Annotated in this window: 9 protein-coding genes; 3 read left to right on the top strand and 6 right to left on the bottom strand. The window is 70.5% G+C overall.

Going from position 1 to position 13,860, the window contains the following annotated elements:
• Positions 1-174 precede the first annotated feature (174 nt).
• Positions 175-3,006 (top strand): MXAN_6230/SCO0854 family RING domain-containing protein, encoded by a 2,832-nt coding sequence (locus ABZV78_RS01010; protein WP_355634724.1) that lies wholly within the window; start codon positions 175-177, stop codon positions 3,004-3,006.
• 456 nt (positions 3,007-3,462) lie between these two features.
• On the top strand, positions 3,463-5,757 hold the full coding sequence (locus tag ABZV78_RS01005) for a M14 family zinc carboxypeptidase (RefSeq protein ID WP_355634723.1): 2,295 nt from the start codon (positions 3,463-3,465) through the stop codon (positions 5,755-5,757).
• A gap of 195 nt (positions 5,758-5,952) precedes the next feature.
• On the opposite strand, the gene ABZV78_RS01000 is transcribed toward ABZV78_RS01005, so the two are convergent.
• From ABZV78_RS01000 to ABZV78_RS00985, 4 genes are all read right to left on the bottom strand, one after another.
• Positions 5,953-6,366: a hypothetical protein gene (locus tag ABZV78_RS01000; RefSeq protein ID WP_355634722.1), complete on the bottom strand. Its 414-nt coding sequence runs from the start codon at positions 6,364-6,366 to the stop codon at positions 5,953-5,955.
• Between the two features lie 137 nt (positions 6,367-6,503).
• Positions 6,504-6,935 carry a hypothetical protein gene (locus ABZV78_RS00995; RefSeq protein ID WP_355634721.1) on the bottom strand — a complete coding sequence of 144 codons (432 nt, stop codon included), beginning with the start codon at positions 6,933-6,935 and terminating at the stop codon, positions 6,504-6,506.
• A 90-nt stretch (positions 6,936-7,025) separates the two neighbouring features.
• Positions 7,026-7,583 carry a DinB family protein gene (locus ABZV78_RS00990; protein WP_355634720.1) on the bottom strand — a complete coding sequence of 186 codons (558 nt, stop codon included), beginning with the start codon at positions 7,581-7,583 and terminating at the stop codon, positions 7,026-7,028.
• Between the two features lie 151 nt (positions 7,584-7,734).
• Positions 7,735-8,022, bottom strand: a complete 288-nt coding sequence (locus tag ABZV78_RS00985) for a DUF2277 domain-containing protein (protein ID WP_355634719.1) — start codon at positions 8,020-8,022, stop codon at positions 7,735-7,737.
• A gap of 371 nt (positions 8,023-8,393) precedes the next feature.
• Between ABZV78_RS00985 and ABZV78_RS00980 the strand changes: the two genes are divergently transcribed.
• Entirely contained in the window at positions 8,394-9,404 is a 1,011-nt protein-coding gene (locus ABZV78_RS00980; protein ID WP_355634718.1) for a helix-turn-helix transcriptional regulator, read from the top strand.
• A gap of 137 nt (positions 9,405-9,541) precedes the next feature.
• Here the strand turns inward: ABZV78_RS00980 and ABZV78_RS00975 are convergent, their stop codons facing one another.
• Positions 9,542-12,499 carry a M4 family metallopeptidase gene (locus ABZV78_RS00975; RefSeq protein ID WP_355634717.1) on the bottom strand — a complete coding sequence of 986 codons (2,958 nt, stop codon included), beginning with the start codon at positions 12,497-12,499 and terminating at the stop codon, positions 9,542-9,544.
• 479 nt (positions 12,500-12,978) lie between these two features.
• On the bottom strand, positions 12,979-13,839 hold the full coding sequence (locus ABZV78_RS00970) for a DUF4253 domain-containing protein (protein ID WP_355634716.1): 861 nt from the start codon (positions 13,837-13,839) through the stop codon (positions 12,979-12,981).
• Between the last annotated feature and the right edge of the window lie 21 nt (positions 13,840-13,860).

Raw genomic sequence — 13,860 nt, 5'->3', positions numbered from 1 at the left:
GGTGACAAAACGGGTCGCGAGAACTGGGGCGTCGGTCGTAACATCGGCGGGCCGGGGCGGCTCCCAGGTGCGCTTCCTTCTCCTTTCTTCGACTGAAACCAGCGTGCCGACTCTCCGCCCCGGCATCTGTCTGCCGGAGCGGCGCCGTCGCACCGGGCCGGAGGAGGACCGCTGTTGGACGCGCTCGCGACGATCCTGCTGCGTCGGGCCGGCGCGGTGGCGCTGCCGGCGCCGGCCGCCGCGCCGCCCGCCGACGGCGACGCCTGGGTGGCCAATCTCGAGGCCGATCTGGCCGCCACGGGTTGGCTGCTCGACGCGGCGATCCGGCAGCGGTTCGTCCTGCTGGACCCGGTAACCCGGATGCGCTGGGCCGAATTCGTCTGCGCGGTCACCACCGAACTGGTCGGCGCCGACCGGGAACACGTGCCGCTGTTCCGCCGCTTCCCGGACACCCCGGCCGACACGGACCGGCTCTACGTCGAGCGGCTCATCGTGCATCTGCTGCAGACCGACGCGGCGCCGTGCATCCTGTGCGGGGCCGAGGGCCGGGTGCACCCGCTGGACCCCTGTGGGCATCTCGTCTGCGCGGGCTGCTTCGACGCCGACGCGTACACCGCCTGCCCGATCTGCGGGCGGCGGCTGACTGCCGGCAACTCCTACCTGCCGCTGGTGGCCGAGGCAGCGCCGTCGGCGTCGTCTACGGCACCGCCGGTGCGGCTGCGCCGGCTCACCCTCGACTCCTCTCCCACCAGCACCGCCGTCCGGCTGCGGGACGACCTGGTGAGGCGTCCCGCGGCGCTCGGCGAGGCCGACCTGGCCGACCTGCGGACGCTCGTCGCCGCGACCGCGCCGGACCGCCTCGACTGGCTGCCGGCGGTGGTGCCCGCCCGGGAGACCCTGGCCGTGGTGATCGCGGAGGCGCTGCACCGCACGGCACTCACCGCCGCCCAGGAGCGGGTGCTCGCCGAGGCCGCCGCCCGCTGGGGCACGGCCACCGACGTGGCCCGCGCCCTGTGGGTGTACTCGGGCGGGGATCCCGGCCTTGTCCTGCCGCGGCGGCGCCGCGACAACCCGCCATCCGAGGAGTACCGGCCGGTCGACGAGCCGGCCGTGACCGTCGGCATGCCGCGGGTGCGGGCGCTGCCCCGGCCGCTGCGCCGCACGGTGCTCACCTTTCTCGGGTCTCTCGGCCCGGTCACGGCGGCGGAGGACATGGCGCGTCACCCCACCGTCTGGAAGCGGCTCGCCGAACGGCTGCACCCCTATGAGCGGGTCACGGCGTACCCGGACGCGGCGGTCGCGTTCGCCGCGCTGCGCGGCACCGGCGCCCCGGGCGGCGGTGCACTGGGCACGGCGATGGTCGCCGCCGCTGAGCGCGCCCCCGAGCGGCTGATCCTGTCCTGGCACGCCGACGGCACGGTGTCGGTACGGGTCCGCACCTTCGCCGCCCTGGTCGAGCGGGCGGTGGCCGAAGGGGACGCGGCCGACGCCGCCGCCCTGCTCGTTCAGCGGCCCGGCGACCTGTGGCGGCGGCTCGATCACCTGCTGCGCCTTGCCGGCGACGACCCGGACGCGCAGCGCATCGTGCTGGACGCCGCGCGGCAGGTCGCGCCCCGGGTGTCGCCGACCGTCCTCGCCGACGCGGCCGCCGCGCTGACCGGCCGCGACGCCACGGTCGCGGTCGTGGAGGCGGTGGAGGTTGCCGCCGACGCGTCGATGGCGGAGGCCGCGGGCGCGGTCGCAGCCGGGCACGTCGGCGCGGTCGGGGCTGTGCTGGGGCGCGCACTGGGGCTGCGGATACGGCGGCCGGCCAGTCCCGCGCCGGCTCGGGGCGCGGCGCCGGGCGAGCCGCGGCGCACGTTCTTCCCCAAGGGTGACGTGGTGCGCACGTGGAGCGCGCCGGAGCGGCGCCGCCGGCTGCCTGCCGACGCGATCGCCGAGATCCGGGCGGGCGTCGACGCCGAACTGGTCGACCGGGCCGGCGGGTTGGACCGCTTCGACGTGGCCGTGCTGGACGTCGCGCTGGGTCGGGTGCCCGCCCCGCGACGGGAACGCGCGGGCTCCGCGCAGCTGACCGGTTGGCCGCGAGGCAGCGTCCGCCGCCTGCCCGACCTGGACGTGCTGCGGCTCTTCCTGCATTGGACCGACGGCGAGAAGTTCCGGGTCGACCTGGACCTGTCCTGCGCGTTCTACGACCGGGACTGGACGCCGCGGGGCCACTGCGACTACACCCGACTGCGGTTCAAGGGCCGCGCCGCGATCCACTCCGGTGACCTGACGTCGGCACCGCCGCCGCTGGGCGCCACCGAGTTCCTCGACCTCGATCGGGCGGCGCTGCTGACGGCGGGGATCGAGTGGGCCGTGCCCGTGGTGTTCAGCTACAACGACGTGCCGTTCGAGGCGCTGGACGCTGCGTTCGCCGGCTTCTCCCTGCCCGAGCGGGGTGGCCGGCGGTTTGACCCCGCCCGGGTCGTGCAGCGATTCAACCTACGCGGCGACTCCCGGTCGCTCGCGCCGCTGGTGCTCAACTTGCGCACCGGCGAGGTGATGTGGATCGACGCGAGCCTGTCGACCGCCGGGTACGGCCACAACGTCGGCGGGTACGGCGCGCGCCTCGGCCGGCTCGCCGCCGACCTGTGGGAACACTTCTGCGCCGCCACCCGCCCGACCTTGCTTGACCTCGCCGCCTGGCACGCTTCTGCGCGGGCCGACCGGATCGTCGTCGCGCACGCCGATGGCACCACCACACCGGTGCAGGTCGGCGGCGGCGCCGAGACCGTGGCGGCCGTCCGCGCGGCAGCGACCCGCGTCGCCGGGGACGGCGTGTCGCCGCGGCCCCAGGTCGCGAAGACGTTCGTCGCGACGGTGGACCAGGACCGGCTGGCGGCGCTTCTGGACGGCGAGGTGGCCGACGGCTCGGCCGCCCTACTGCTCGACGGATCGGCAGGGGCGCCGTGGACGCCGGTGTCCGCTGCGGACCTGGCCGCCGGACTGGTGCCACTGTAGCCGCCGGACCTGCCGGTCCTGCTCGCTGTCGCGCAACGCCTCAAGTAATGCTCAAATCCAGCTCGGCCGATCCTTCGAAGCGAAGAGCCTGCATACGCTCAACGCACCCGGCTCACTCACGGTCCTCCCCGATCCCGTCACGGCGGCGACCACCGTCGCGCACGGGTCGACCCTGCGCGAGTTCGGCATGACAGTCGCGGATGGACCGGCCCGACCCGCAGCAGGGCCGGCCACCACGTCAACCTCACGTCGAAGCAGAAGGAGGGGAGAATGCGACGCATACGACGACGCATTGCGCTTGTCGCGCTGCCCGCCCTGGTGGGAAGCGTCCTCACGGCAACCGGACCCGCGGGTGCGGATCCCGACGGGTCGGCAGCCACGGCAGGCTCAGGACGATCCCGCCTCGAGGTTCCGGAGGCCGCCAGCCTCGTACGCATCCGGCTGACCGGCGCCGACATGCTGGACAAGGTGGCCGCCGCCGGCTTCGACCTCGAACACGGTCTCAGGCGCGTGCCGACCGGCATCGAAGGCGAGGCGGTGGCGACCGCCGAGCAGGTCGCCGAGCTCGAGGCGCTCGGCGTCGAGATCCTCGGCGACGGCGAGAGCTTCGCCTGGAGCGAGGAGGCCGACGGCGGCCTCCAGGCCCTCCGCGCGACGGCTGTCCAGCCGCTCGCTCACGAGGAGACGGTACGGATCGCCCGTGCCGACTGGTTCACGACGAAGGGCCAGGGCTTCCTCTACGTCGAGGCCCGGACCACCGAAGGGGCGCAGACGAGCCCGATCATCACGATGCAGCTCGAGAACGACTCCGGCGCGGGCACCTCGTTCGGCTCCGCCCGGACCATGAGCCGGTTCGTCGATTCCGGGCAGTACATGTTCCACCGGAACCTGTTCAAGCTCGACGCCCGCCCGAGCCAGATCCGGGTCACGAGCTCGACGGGGGGCGTCGCCACCGGCTACGTCTCCAACTGGCTCGAGGACGGCGCGGCGCCGCTGACGGCGAACCCCGCCTACAAGTGGGACTTCGTCGACGGCTACCGGCACCCGCAGCAGCTCTTCAGCCGCGCCGAGGAGATCGCCCGCCAGTACCCGGACATCGCCGAGATCGTCTACCTGCCGAACAAGACGAACGGCTACCAGCGCAAGGCGCAGGCCACGATCGGCGGCACCGGGCAGAGCGCTGTCGTCGTCAGCTCGGCCGCCTGGGGCCACGAGGGCGGCAACGACATCACCGTCGAGTTCGTGAACCGGCCGGGGGCGAACCTCCCGCTCGGGGTCGAGGTTGCGGGCAAGGCGATCCGCGTCCTCCTCGCGAAGGACGCCTCCGGTGGGCTGGCGAGTACGGCCGCACAGGTGGCGGCGGCACTGGAGAGCCAGTCCCAGGGCCTGATCGATCGGGCGCACCCGTATCGCACCAACGCGGGCACCGGCATCGTCGCGGCGACCTCCGGCCCGGCCGCGCTGACCGACTTCCTCGACCAGAAGCGCGTGGGCGCGCCGGAGGGCGAGGTGCCGCGGGGCCCGGCCACGATCCCCGTCCTGCGGATCGGCAAGCACCGCGACGGCAGGAACCCGGGTGTGCTGATCCAGGCGCAGGACCACGCCCGCGAATGGGTGCCCGCGACGACCAGCCTGGAGTCGGCCGAGCGTCTGGTGCACAACTACAAGTCCGACTGGGAGACGAAGAAGATCGTCGACAACACCGACATCTTCCTCATCCTGTCCAACAACCCGGACGGGGCGAACTACAGCTTCTACAACTTCGCCTCACAGCGTCGGAACATGACGAACCACTGCGCGGACGACAACGCCGATCCGGCCCGGCGCAACTCCTGGGGCGTCGACCTGAACCGGAACTACCGGGTCGGGTCGGCTCACGACGGCTACTCCGGCGGGTCGACGAGCTGCGTCAGCGACACCTACCAGGGACCGGAGAAGCTGTCCGAGCCTGAGTCGAAGAACATCATCTGGCTGGTCGAGAAGTACTCGAACATCAAGTTCATGATGTCGGTGCACTCCAACGGCGGCCAGCTGTTCTGGCAGCCGGGCGCCTACATCGCGGACGGGCGGATCACCACGCCGCGTCCGCCGCTGGGTGACGAGGCGTTCTACTGGCAGTCGGCCGCCCGGATCCTGTCGCAGGTCAAGGCGCATCGGGAGACCGTCGTGACGCCGGAGAACGTCGGCGGCTCGTCGGACGTCCTCTACTCCTCCGCGGGCAACGTGCGCGAGGACCTCTACCACACCTACGGGATCTACGCCTTCGGCTGGGAGGTCGGCGGCTCGATCTACAACCCGGCCACCGGCAACTGGCAGGGCGGTTCGTTCCAGCCGGCGTGGGTGGGAAACCCGGAGCTCGTCAGCGGCCACTCCGAGACGATGGAGTACGCCAACGGCATCATGGAGATGTTCCGGATCGCGGCGGAGTGGGGCAAGGACAACCAGAAGCCGACGTCCCAGCTTGTTCCCGGCGGCGGGAAATACTCCGGGCCCGTCGACGTCCGCTTCGAAACGAGCGAGCCGGCCACCATCTACTACACGACGGACGGCAGCCGGCCCACCCTCGAGTCGCCGCGGTACGCAGCGACCGAGTTCCGTGAGCCGGGCCAGGTGTTCCACGTAACCGAGACCACCACGTTCCGCTGGTTCTCGGTCGACAGCGCCGGCAACATCGAGCAGAACTACGACCCGTCGAACAACGACAGGCGCAACAACTACCGCACGGCGACGATCACCGTCGGCGAGCAGTAGTCAGGCGCCACAGCCCCCTCCTGTCACCATTGCCTCGTCGGTGGGTTCCGTCCTCGCTGACGAGGCAATGGCCAGGGCTTCTCCTCGTCGACATGTGACAGCAAATACTCACGAGAACGATCAGCTTCGGTATGCGACAGCCTGCGAACGACGATTCCCGGGGCGGCAACACCCCGGGAACCGCTACGGCTGAGGCTAGAAGTACAGGACCGGCGAGGAGGCGTACCGCGTGGTGCCGGCGTGCGTGGTCCTGGCTACGGCCATGTAGTACCAACCGATATATTTCGAGCCGACGCAGCCCCACTTGGAAGTCTTGCCGGCCCCGATCGACACCGTCCATGGGCCGGTGCACGGGAAGGTGATGCCCTTCTCGTAGCTGGACAGGGTCCACGTCACCTGCTTGGTGCTGGTGGAGATGTTTTTGATCTGAATCTCGTACCACATGTTGCCCTGATCGGTGTCATCGATACAGGCGCGGAAGTTCAACAGCCCGTTCACCTCCCACGAGCCACACTGGAACGTGGCGGCCGAAGCCGCCGAGGGGACCGCGAGGACTCCCGCGATCACCAGCATGACCGCGGCGAGCCGGGCGATCAGCCGTTTGGGCATTCACTGCTCCCAACGATTGGGCCGGAAACGGTGGCCGCTTCCTGCGGCCGAGCCCATTCTGAAGACCTCCTGATCATGGTGCCAAGAACATTTCACGGTGACGTACACACGCTGATCAGCGTTTCGGCAGACACAAATCATCGCCGGAAGTTATCCGGGTCGGCGAGGTACCGATCGAGGTCCGGATCGTCGTGCACCTCTTCGAATTCGTCCGCGATCACCCACCCATCACCGAGTTCGGCGCGCAGCTGGTCGAGCGCCCGCCGAGCGGCCGCGTTGAAGGCCTGACACTCCGGCTCACGCCAAGGCCCTGGATCCGGCGGATAGTCCCAGTTCAGTGATGCGTCGTACCACTCGGCCAACCGGGTCAGCTCATCCCTGAGCGCCACACGGATCGGCAGCCGCTCCAGGCGCACCGGATACCCCCAGGCCTCCTGGCTCTGCAGGCCAGTCGGCCACAGGACCCCTCCGGACCCGGCATCGAAGAAGAACCGAGCGCGCGGCATGGGCAAGAAGCTTGGCACAGGTTTCAGACGCAACGTTGAGCGGGTCCTGGGACGGAAACCCATGCCCCAGACCCTCGCCCGCCCGAGGAGACCGCCGCGGCCTGGCACTGACCGGCGAGAACGGACGCGCGGGTTCGCGGCAGTTGAGGACCGTCAGAGGGTGAAGTCTTCGGGCGCGCCTTCACCCACGCGACCATCCACTGCTTCTCGGAGGATGTCGGCGTGGCCCGTGTGCCGTGCGTACTCCTCAACCATGTCCAGGAGCATGGCGCGGACCGTAGGCGTGCGGCCATCCGGCCAGGTGAAGGACGCCGGCCCGTCGAGCCCGCGCTCCTTGATGACCTCAGCCACGAGTTCGCGCGAACGCTCGACAGCGTCTCGCCACACTGCGTAGACATCTTCCGGAGAGTCCAGCGCCCCGGTACGCCATTCCCAGTCAGGGTCGGCGTCGAAATCCACGGCGTCCCAGGGGGCTCCGTACTCCTGTCCGGCGAGCTTGACCGCCAGCCAGTCTGCCTCGACCAGGGCCACATGCTTGACGAGACCACCGAGCGTCATCGCGCTTGCGGCCGTGGTCGCGCACAGACCCTTCGCGTCGAGCCCTGACGTCTTCCAGGCGAAGGTCCGGCGGTTACGCTCGAGAACTGACAACAGAGACTCGACCTCGGTGGAAGCCGCCGACGGGGCAGGCTGTGGAGACGCTTCGCTCATGGCCGGAGCATAGCCAGCCGCGCGTCTATGGCTCATCGGCGGTTGAGGACATCGTCGGCGCCGGCCCGCCCCAAGACGGTGACACCTTCGATCTCGCCGAAGAGGTACCGGGCAGGAAACCCTGTCCGGAGCGTGGCCAGATCGGGCGCCGTCAGCCCGAGGCTGCCCCTCGAAGGCCGTACCGTTCGGCGGCGCGCGCCTTGGCCTTTGCGGCCTCCACCTCGCGGTCACGAGGAGGCGCCTTCGTCACGAGGCTGTCCAGCAGGGTTCGGGTGGCCGCCGTGACAGCGCGGATCGCCTCGCCGAACGCCTCCTCGTTGGCCGCGGACGGCCGGGTCGCGCCGCTGACCTTGCGCACGTACTGGATGGCGGCGGCCTCGATCTCATCGTCGGTCGCAGGCGGTTCGAAGTTGTGGAGCACGCGAATGTTCCTGCACATCCCTCTACCATGCCATGCAGAGCGGCCCGTTCACCGCCGTCGAGTGCTCCCAGTTGCTTCCCGGGTGCTCCCCCGTCCCGCGCCGGCAACAATGGCCGTCGGCGTAGGCGCCGGATCGCCAACCGCCGAGCGCGGCCGAGCCTTTCAGGGGTGACGCGGACGTCCATCGGCTGGTACGGGCGTCCTCGGTTGCCATCAATGCTGGTACAACTTGCAACGGCTGCACTGCAGCCTGGGCCACCGCAGTCCCGCCGACCACGAGGCCGCCCTGGCGGCCTGACCACCACATCGATGGTGTCCGCCAAGGCGGAACAAGCTCAGAGCCAGAGGTGTCAGAACGTATGGACGGAACTGCAGGCAGCCCGTGGGCGGTGACCGGTCTGGATCCACTGGCCGGGCGGGTGTTGGAGCACCTGGTGGCCGTGCCGTCGGCGGACGTCACCGAGGTGGCGGCGGCGGTCGGGGTGTCGCCTGCGGAGGCGGAACGAGCACTGCGGCACCTTGCGGACTCCGCACTGGTGCTGCAGATCGACGGCACGGCACCGCGATGGGCGGCCGGCCCGCCACGGTCATCGCTCAGCGCCCTGCTGGCCCGGCGGCGGGCCGAACTGGCCCGCGTCGAGGGCCTCGTGGAGCGGCTTCACGAGGTGTACGAGGCGGTGTCCGGGCCACGCGCTGCGCACCTGGTGGAGGTGCTGGAGCGCGAGGATGAGGTGCCGGCGCGCTACGGTCAGCTGCTGAAAGGGAGTTCGGTCGAGATACTGCATCTGGCCAAGCCGCCGTATGTGACGGCCACGCAGGCGTCCGTCGGGGAGTCGGGAGTGGCGCCCGGGGTGCGGATGCGGTCGGTGTACGAGACGGAGGGCTTTACCGACGCAGTGTCCCTCAGGACGGCGCTGCGCGGGACGGGTCAGGGCGGGGAACTGCGGCTGGCGTCACGGCTGCCGGTGAAGTTGGTGGTGTTCGACCGCGCGGCGGCTCTGCTGCCGGTGCGCGGGGACCGCCCGGCGGCGGGTTCCTTGGTGGTGCACTCGCCCGCGCTGGTGGTGGCGCTGGTGGCGCTGTTCGAGAGCGTGTGGGAGCGCGCCGAGCCGGTGTCGCTGGCGAGCCGACACGATGGGCCGGTCCTGAAGGGCAGTCTGACGACCGTGGGGCCGGACCAGCGAACACGGGAAATCCTGCACATGATGGCAACCGGGATGAAGGACGAGGCGATCGCCCGCGTGCTCAAGGTGAGCCGCCGTACCGTGCAGAAACATGTCAGCGATGCGGGTTCCCTGCTCGGCGCCCGGACTCGGTTCCAGATCGCGCTGCTGGCGGCGGAGCGGGGGTGGCTGAAGGAGTCGGCCATGTCGGCCCGAGCCTCGACAGAGGCTCGTTGAATTGCGCAGCCCCACGTCATCGCTGCCACACGTGGACCATGACAAGGGCCGGGGAGTTCCGGACACGACGGCGCGCCGGAACCTCCTTGTGGGAGGCCCCGGCGCGCTGTCGTGCATCGCGCTCCCCTAGCAGGGGCTCACTTGCAGGACTTGGCTCCCGTCGCGTACGCCAGGCCGAAACCGCTCGCCGACGAGTCCATGAAGATCACCTCGCGCCCCGCGCCCGCCGTCGCGAACATCTGCGCGCCCGGGCTGCACGACGCCGGGCCGACGTAGGTCCCGTCGAACGTGTACTGCTTGAGCTTCGGGTTGAGCGAGTTGTCCGGGTAGCCGCCGTTGGCGAACCAGAGGTCCACGGGGGCCTCCTCCGTGGTCGTGAGGGTCGTGTCGGACAGCGTGACGACGTCGGCACGGATCGCCTGCGGCGAGTTCTCCTCGAAGAGCAGGTGGCTGGTGCCCGTGGCGAAGTCGAAGAGCCGCACGGAGTCGTTGAACGTCCCCTTGCTCCACTCGCCGTCGACGTAGCTGCCGTAGTCGCGGTTGATCACCCAGGCGACGCCGGTGCCGGACAGCTGCGGGTAGCTCATCGTCTCGGCGCCCGGGTCACCGCCGGCGAAGGTCGTCTTCCCGGTCGCGACGTCGTACACCTCGACGCCCAGCGACCACCACGTGCCATCGGGGTTGGGCTGCGCGTAGTCCTCGTACCGGACGTAGGAGATCTTCCCGTTCTTGACGCTCGGCGCGGTCGCGTTCCCGACCCAGTCGGGGTGCGCGAGGGTGTGGACGGTCCGCGAGCTGACCTGCAGGTAGCGCACGACGTCGCGGTACCCCTGCGCCGGATCGTACTGGCTCCACGCGACGACGTCGCCGTCGAAGCCCAGGCCGTCGATCCGGTACGGGGAGCTGTAGAGCTCCTCGACGTCGCCACCGCCGACGGGCGCCGACAGGATGCGGTTGGTCTCCCACGTCGGCGAGTCGGGGTTGCCCGCGACCGACAGCCACACGACCCGCTTGCCATCGGTGTACGGGAAGGTGTGGTTGTTCCCGTCGTTCGGGGAGATCCGGTACGGCGCGACCTTGCCGTCGGTGCGGCCGACCCAGATCGACATCGGCTCGGTGCGGTTCGCGTCCGACCGCGGCACGGTGAACCAGCCGCCGGCCATGCTCGCCTTCGTGTCGATGTACAGCCCGGTGTTGAGCCGGTCGACCAGCAGGTCGGTGTTCTTGCCGTACAGGGTCGCCTTCCACTTCGCGGTGATCCCGCGCGAGTCGAACGCCGCCTGCACCACCTTGAGGTCCTTGTTGCTCAGATCGAAGGACTTGGCGGAGGACAGCACCGCGTCGCGGGCGGCGACGAAGTCCGACATGGGCGTGAGGTAGTCGGTGAGCGCGCGGTAGACGATCTTGTCGGCGACCGCGCCGCCGAACGCCTGACGCAGGTCCCACAGCGCCCCGGACACGATCGTCGAGTTGAGGTGCACGCCGCCGTCGTCCATCGCCGGCGTGTCCATGAGGTGCTGGAAGTCCGCCGTGGTGGCGCCGTCGTCGAGGTTGCGCAGGGCGCACTTGGCGGGAGCCAGGGTGCGGCAGAGGTCGCCACCGATCAGGCTCGCCTCCGGGCCGGACATCGGCGTGCCCGCCGCGTCGAGGTCGATGGCGTTGCCGAAGTAGTCGGCGATCGCCTCGTTGAGCGCGCCCGGCTGGCCGGCGTAGACGAGGCTGGCGGAATTCTCCACCACACCGTGCGTCATCTCGTGGCCCACGACGTCCGGGTCGGCGGCCAGCGGTAGGTACTCGTCGTCGCCGCTGCCGTACACCATGCGGGTGCCGTCCCAGTACGCGTTGACGAACGGGTAGCCGCCGTAGGTGATGCCGACGATCGAGTTGATCGGCATGCCGTCGTCGTCCAGGCTGTTGCGCCCGAGCTTCGTCTGGAACCACTCGAACACCTTCGCGGCGTCCCAGGCCGCGTCCACGGCGCCGGCGTCGGTCAGGTCGGCGCCGAGCGTGCTGGACGGCGATGCGAACGGTGCCATGCCCTCGGGCATCTGGCCGTCGAGCAGCTCGTAGTAGTCCCGGCCCCGAGCGTCCCAGGTGGTGATCGGCACCGTACGGCCGTCCGGGAGAGTGTGGGTCTGGTCCATCATGAGGTAGGGGCCGGCGTCGTCGATCCGGACGAGCGGGACCGGCACCGAGGCGCCGTGCAGGCTCTTGCCCTCGCCGAGGACCGGCGTCGTGCCGTTACCCGACGGGGGTGGCTCCGTCACGGCCTGCGGCGCTACGGCGCTCCCGCCGGCGGCCAGGGCGGCGGCCTGCTGCGCGGTGGCGAACGGCTTGATCCGGCTGACGCTGAGCAGCGTCACCCCGTTCGTGGCGCCCACGTACACGTCGCGGAGCACGGGCTGGCCCGTGACGACGTCCTTGCCCTTGACGAGCACGCGCCGCGCGAGCACGCCGGTGCCGGTCGGCATGACCACCAGCCCCTGGTCGGTGCCGCTGAGGTCGGCGTGGGCCGCGTCGGGCTTCGTGCCGGGCCGCGGGGCGCCGGCCACGACGGCCGCACCGGGGTGCAGGCTCTTGCGCACGTCCTCGACCGCTCGGGAGATCGCGACGTCCGCGGGCATCGGGGTGGCCGTCGTGTCGACGTCGAGGTCGGTGAAGTAGCTGCCCGACGTGCCGGTCACCGCGCGCTTGCCGGCCTTCTTCTCCATACGCACCACGTACTGGGCGCCGAACACGGGCAGGCCCTTGTACTTCTGGTTCAGCCGGACCGTCTCCCGCGCGCCCTGCGTGTCGACGCTCGCTGTGGTGAGCGTGCCGGCCGGGTCGGCGATCTCGTAGCGGTCCTTGTGGCCCGCGAGGTGGGCCTTGGCGGCCTTGTCCGGTGCGATCGTGGCGTCGACCGGCTCGGCGAGGTCGTCCACGAGCGCGGGGGTGTCCGTCGCGGGCGCCACGGTGGCCGGGACGGACGCCTCCGTGGCCGCCGTCGTGCCGGTCGGCGACGGGGTCGCCGCGTTCGCGGCCTGGGCGGTGGTTCCGAGGAGGGCGGCCGCCGCCAGGATGGCGAGGGCGGGTGGTGCCTTGAGTCTGCGCATCGGTTGCTCCTGCAAGGTGGTCCAGCGCCCGGCCGGCTCCTTGCGGCACGGGTTCCGCTCACCCTCACCGCGGTGTCGCCACCGCCACAAGGACGACTTTGCGCAGCTGCACAAGTCAGAAGCTCGCCGAGAGACCGCGGGCTGCGGTGGGCGATCGTCTCCACCGCCGCGGCGCTCGTGGTGTGGACCGTCTTCTCCCTGGTCCTCACGGTCCTCGACAGCGAGCCCGATTTCCTGCTCAGCCAGGCAGCGGAGGGGCTGCGGGTCGCAGCCCCTCCGTTGCATTCGTTGACGGTTACTGGCGTGTTTCCACAGGGGCTGTTCATCGCCGTCCAGTGCTCCCGGCTGCTCTCAGCCGCTCCCCTACCGTCAGCAGAGAGGGGCCGTCAGGATACGAGTGAGTGGCCCAGGATCGCGGATTGCGCATCACGGAACGCGGCCAGCCGTCCCAGGGGCCGTGCACGGTCTGGTCGAGATTGTCAGGGCCGGTTGTGCACGAACCACGCGTCACCGGCGGGCAGGGCAACGGCGACCTCCCACCGGCTCAGGTCGAGGTTCGAGGCGAGCGCCTTGAGCTGGCCGGCCGCGGTCCACGCCTCGTCACCCGGTGCCGGGCGACGACCCACCTGGAACTGCAGCATGGTGCCCCACGACGCGACCAGGCGGGCGTCCCACCGGTGATGCCACTGCGCCAACACCTCGGCGAGCCGCCGCTGGTACTCCCGGGTGGGCGCACCGAAGAAGTCCACCCAGTACCCCGAGCTGCGGACGTCGCTGGTGGGCAGCAACATGAGCAGGACACTGTTGGGCGTGTACCAGTATTCGGTCTGCGTCACGAACCGCACGCTGGCAGACACCCTGGCGTACAGGTCGGCGTCGGCGAGCAGCCGATCGTACAGCGCCCTCTCCAGCGCCTGACGCTCAGTCGGTAGCGCCACATCCGACACCAGGGCCGTCAGGTCCAGGTCGACGCCGGTTATGCCACGCGCGTAGTACTCGACCTCGCCCTCGTCGACCTCGTCGTCCTCGCTGTAGTGGCGGTAGGTCAGCCAGGGATCGGACGACTCGGCCGCCTCGGCGAACGCGCGAAGCTCCGACTCCGACGGACCCGACTCGGGTTCGGGCCGGGTCCTCAGCGTGTCGTCGAAGTCGTCGGTGACCATGACGGGCAGGCGTCCGGTGACCGGCACCAGTGCGTCGGCAGCCTGCCAGGCCTCGTGCAGGCGATCGGGGTCGATGTCGGCGACGAGGACAGTGCCCGACGGGCCGTGCCCGATCGGCAGGCCGGCCAGTGGCGTGCCGACGAACGCCGCTTCGATCTGCTCGAGGTCGTTACGCACGGTGAAAGTGTCTCCGATCAT

Source organism: Micromonospora sp. NPDC004540 (genome assembly GCF_040610095.1).
Lineage (GTDB): Bacteria > Actinomycetota > Actinomycetes > Mycobacteriales > Micromonosporaceae > Micromonospora.
Note: the sequence above shows the minus strand (reverse complement) of the source record. Positions and strands in the feature narration are given on the sequence as shown.

Excerpts from the sequence above, each read along its gene's own strand:
- ABZV78_RS01005 (WP_355634723.1), top strand. The coding sequence starts at position 3,463 with ATGCTGGACAAGGTGGCCGCCGCCGGCTTCGACCTCGAACACGGTCTC.
- ABZV78_RS01000 (WP_355634722.1), bottom strand. The coding sequence starts at position 6,366 with ATGCCCAAACGGCTGATCGCCCGGCTCGCCGCGGTCATGCTGGTGATC.
- ABZV78_RS00995 (WP_355634721.1), bottom strand. The coding sequence starts at position 6,935 with ATGGGTTTCCGTCCCAGGACCCGCTCAACGTTGCGTCTGAAACCTGTG.
- ABZV78_RS00990 (WP_355634720.1), bottom strand. The coding sequence starts at position 7,583 with ATGAGCGAAGCGTCTCCACAGCCTGCCCCGTCGGCGGCTTCCACCGAG.
- ABZV78_RS00985 (WP_355634719.1), bottom strand. The coding sequence starts at position 8,022 with ATGTGCAGGAACATTCGCGTGCTCCACAACTTCGAACCGCCTGCGACC.
- ABZV78_RS00975 (WP_355634717.1), bottom strand. The coding sequence starts at position 12,499 with ATGCGCAGACTCAAGGCACCACCCGCCCTCGCCATCCTGGCGGCGGCC.